This window comes from Sulfurovum sp. bin170 (genome assembly GCF_010892395.1).
Taxonomy (GTDB): domain Bacteria; phylum Campylobacterota; class Campylobacteria; order Campylobacterales; family Sulfurovaceae; genus UBA1140.
Genome location: NZ_JAACKB010000126.1, coordinates 1 through 4202 on the forward strand (window position 1 = coordinate 1; position 4202 = coordinate 4202).

Sequence of the window (4202 nt, forward strand, 5' to 3'; positions counted from 1 at the left end):
AGTTCGGGTGTAAACACGCCGATTCCGAAAATGCAAATTGCATATAAGGAAACGATGGCTTCAGCCTCGCTAATTCATTGGCATTGGGCTTTAGCCTCGCCGTTTGACGCAACTAAAGTTTGCGTTTCCTAATCTAAACCTATCATACTCATAAACCTACCACTACACCCCTGCTCTTTTCGATAAGAGAAATAACTCTCTACCTCACAAGCCGTACAGATATTTGAAAGTTCAATATTCCCTGAACTCAAACCTGCTTCTAGTAGCTGTTCTCTATTTACATATGGTAAATCCAACATATACTTTTCACCCTTTATATCAAAAGCATCTCTGTCATCAAAAAAGTGTTTAGCCACATCTTCACCCACTTCGTAACAACATCTACCAATAGAGGGAGCAATACCTGCCACAATATCTTTTGGATTACAATCAAACTCCTCTACCATCTTTTTAACTGCCTTATAGACAATCTCTTTATAAGTACCATTCCAACCTGCATGGATAGCAGAGACCACCCTTTTTTTAGGGTCAAAAAGAAGAACTGGTACACAATCAGCAGTCAAGATAGTTAGCATAATTCCTTTTTGATTAGTGATAAGTGCATCACAATCCTCTATAGCAGAGGAGAGTTCTCTCCACCCCTGCTCTATTGGTTCTGTAATAATCTTTATGTGGTCACTATGTGTCTGATTAGCAACTATAAACTGCCTATTTGGTAGCTTTTTTTGTATAGCTTCTCTATTTTTTAAAATGCTATTTGGGTTCTCTTTGGTATGTAGTGCCAAAGAGTTTCCACACTCATGTAACTCATCTTTTTGTGTAATAAGATAAGTGCAGTTTTTATATTTTGAGAGATTTTTAAAATTCATATCTTAATGCTCTTTGATAGAAGACCCCTCTTCACCATCATGATAAATCATATGTCTAAGTTTTTTTCTATACTCAACGACATCACACACTTTTTTGCTAGTGACTCCATCTTTGAATGCAGCCTCTGCTACAGCTGAAGCAACCCAAATCAACACCTCTTTTGAGAATGGTTTAGGGATAATATGTTTTCGTCCAAACTTCAAATCAGGGTCTTGATAAGCGGCTTTTACATAATATGGAACTGGCTCTTTTGCCAATGCAGCAAGAGCCTTGGCAGCTGCCATCTTCATGTTTTCTGTAATCTTCTTCGCACCTGAGTCCAATGCACCTCTAAAGATAGATGGAAAACCCAAAACATTGTTAACCTGATTTGGAAAGTCACTTCGTCCTGTTCCACAGATAATATCTGGTCTAACCTCTTCTACCAAATCAGGAGTAATCTCTGGTGTTGGGTTGGAACAAGCAAAAATAATCGCATCTTTTGCCATAGTTTTGACCATATCTTGTGAGACAACATTAGGGCCAGAGAGTCCCAACAGCATATCCGCACCATGAAGAGCATCTGCTATGGTTCTCTCCTCTGTATCTAGGGCAAACTCCTGTTTATACTCATTTAGGTCATCTCGTCCAGAGTGAATAACACCTTTTGAGTCTATCATTACGATATTTTTCACACCGAGATTTTGATACATCTTTGCACAGGAGATACCTGCTGCACCTGCACCGATAACTACTACCTTTATCTCTTCTATCTTCTTATCAGCCAACTCCAGAGCATTGATAAGACCTGCTGAGGTGATAATAGCTGTACCGTGTTGGTCATCATGAAACACAGGAATATCTAACTTCTCTTGAAGTCTTCTCTCTATCTCAAAACATTGTGGTGCTTTTATATCCTCTAGGTTGATTCCACCATAAGTATCAGATATAGCGGCACAGACATTGACTATCTCATCTATCTCATGAACATTCAAAATCACATCAACAGCATCTATATTTGCAAATGATTTGAAAAGAACAGCTTTTCCTTCCATAACAGGTTTCCCTGCCAATCCACCGATATTACCCAAACCAAGAACGGCTGTACCATCAGAGATAACAGCTACGGTATTACCTTTATTGGTATACTTATATGCCAAAGATGGGTCTCTTGCTATCTCCAAACATGGAAATGCGACACCAGGGGTGTATGCCATAGACAGCTCTTTTTGTGTTTTACAAGCTTTGGTGATAAGTGTTCCAGTCTTGCCTTTGATATGATAATCCAAACTCTCTTGTTCAAATTGATTCATGATTTTTCCTTAACTATTTTTTGAAGTGGAATTTTACCATAACAATATGCAATTTTTATTGTGAATGAGAGATTTATTATCAATAAAATTTAAAAAGAGAAAATTAAGCTATATTTTTTAAGATTATACAAATTTATGTTACAATAGGTCTATTATTCATTTAGGGAGTGGTTATGATATATCGGAGTCTACTATTAACAACAGTTCTATTTTTTGCAGGGTGTTCAACCAAACATCAGATTAATATTGGTGAGATTTCACTACAAAAAGGGAACACACAAGAGTCTATCTCAAAAGATAGATATATGTCTTTTACCCAAGAGTATTATGACAACAAACGCTACCCAGTCTCTGAGTATTGTGATGACAAACGAGCCATATTAACCGATGACAAGTTCTCCACAGAGACCTATCTAAAGATAACAAATGAGCGAACCAAACAGAATCGTGTGGGAAAATACCCTATCTGGTTTTTGGTAAATGATGATGAGCATGATATGCAGTGTATTAAAAAGAGTGCCAACTTCATCAACGAAGAGCCATTTGTAGTGGGAGATAGTGACCACCTAAGTGTAAAACTCCTACAAAAAAACAAAGAGGAGAAGAGCGTTCCCGTCAAAGAGCTAGGAATACTCATCGATTTTGTGGGTCTTGTGGTTCCACAAACAGCCAACTTTTTAATGAGAAGCTCCAACCTCATCAATGACCCTATCACACGAAACTATCTTGATACGATGGAAAATGCATTTAAAAGTGGTGACTTGGATGGTACAAAGAGTCGTGATTTTGATACCAAAGTTGAGTCTATCAAGGTAAAGCTCAATGTTCCTGATGGACAGGAGAGAAGAGAGTTGGGATACATTCTACTCAAACCCAAATATCGTACTACCCTATCAACTGTAGACCTCATAAAAGGTGTTCCAAACTTTAGATATATATACAATAGTGGTGACCCTCGCACACAAGATATTATGAACTATCAACTCAAATCAAAAGGTATAACAGTTGGTAGAGAGGTCGACAACTTTAAACATGTGGCAGGTGAATATATCATAGAGGCACTAAGCTCTCTTAATGTACATCTGCTAAATCGTTTTACAAGTTATGACAGAGGATTGGTCTTGTCATTGGCTTTGAGACAGAGTAGTTTTTATCGAGGATTTGCACAAGCGGTTAAGAGTAAAGATACCAAAAGAGTAGGAGAGTATCTAACGATACTAAACAGTGAAGACAACCCCCTTCGTGACCTAAGCACTCTACTAAACCAAACCCGAGTAGAGTACTATACCCTGATGTTTCAAGCCAATAAGATGGTTAAATCTATGGAGACCACACGAGCTGAGGAGATAAAGGAGCAAGAGAGACTCAAAGATGAGGAGGCAAAACGACTTATAGCACTTCAAGGGATAGAGAACTTCTTATATCCTGTCGCAAGGGGAAGCTATATCGCAAGGATGTTTGATACTAGTGCAGAGATTAAAGATACCAGCAACAAGAAGTATGACTTAGAGTATCTGCAAGATAACTACAGTCGTGAAGAGGGTGTTGTCTCCTATGGATGCTATGTAAATCTACAAGCCAATATAGGTAGTTTTACAGTACAAGACTATCTAATCCATCCAAACTATACTGATGGTGAGAAGTATAACTATATGGCAATCTCTATGGATGAGGATAAAAAGATTAGTACATTCTTCTATAAACTAACATCTAATGGAAATCTGAAAATCACTAAGATATTGATAGACAAAGATTATTTTATCAGAAAGAGCAGACTTAAAGATGTGATTAAAGGTCAAAAAGCTAAAATGTGTTATCAGAATATAATGAGTCTGTTATAAGTTGGAGGTTATCTATTTAGTGGTGACCCCTAGGAGACTCGAACTCCTGTAACATGGATGAAAACCATGGATCCTAACCGCTAGACGAAGGGGCCATTAATAACTTGTGGATGAAATTATAGCGAGATAAACTTAAGGTTTTATTAAGTGAATGGTTTTTATTTTTGAGTCTATTCCCATCTTAAATCCCCATCATATC

Annotated in this window: 3 protein-coding genes and 1 tRNA gene; 1 reads left to right on the forward strand and 3 read right to left on the reverse strand. The window is 37.6% G+C overall.

What is annotated here, in order from left to right:
• Nucleotides 1-128: 128 nt before the first annotated feature.
• Both pgeF and GSY74_RS03025 read right to left on the reverse strand, forming a co-directional pair.
• A complete protein-coding gene (pgeF, locus tag GSY74_RS03020; protein WP_164663635.1) occupies nt 129-869 on the reverse strand; it encodes a peptidoglycan editing factor PgeF in 741 nt (246 codons plus the stop codon).
• A gap of 3 nt (nt 870-872) precedes the next feature.
• The gene (locus GSY74_RS03025; RefSeq protein WP_188108687.1) at nt 873-2162 is read right to left on the reverse strand and encodes a malic enzyme-like NAD(P)-binding protein; all 1290 of its coding nucleotides are present in this window, start codon (nt 2160-2162) and stop codon (nt 873-875) included.
• 173 nt (nt 2163-2335) lie between these two features.
• On the opposite strand from GSY74_RS03025, the gene GSY74_RS03030 reads away from it, so the two are divergent.
• A complete protein-coding gene (locus GSY74_RS03030; protein WP_164663636.1) occupies nt 2336-4003 on the forward strand; it encodes a hypothetical protein in 1668 nt (555 codons plus the stop codon).
• A gap of 20 nt (nt 4004-4023) precedes the next feature.
• Here the strand turns inward: GSY74_RS03030 and GSY74_RS03035 are convergent.
• Nucleotides 4024-4098 (reverse strand) — tRNA-Glu (locus GSY74_RS03035).
• Nucleotides 4099-4202 lie beyond the last annotated feature (104 nt).

Coding starts and splice junctions, on each gene's coding strand:
- pgeF (WP_164663635.1), bottom strand. CDS start 869: ATGAATTTTAAAAATCTCTCAAAATATAAAAACTGCACTTATCTTATT.
- GSY74_RS03025 (WP_188108687.1), bottom strand. CDS start 2,162: ATGAATCAATTTGAACAAGAGAGTTTGGATTATCATATCAAAGGCAAG.
- GSY74_RS03030 (WP_164663636.1), top strand. CDS start 2,336: ATGATATATCGGAGTCTACTATTAACAACAGTTCTATTTTTTGCAGGG.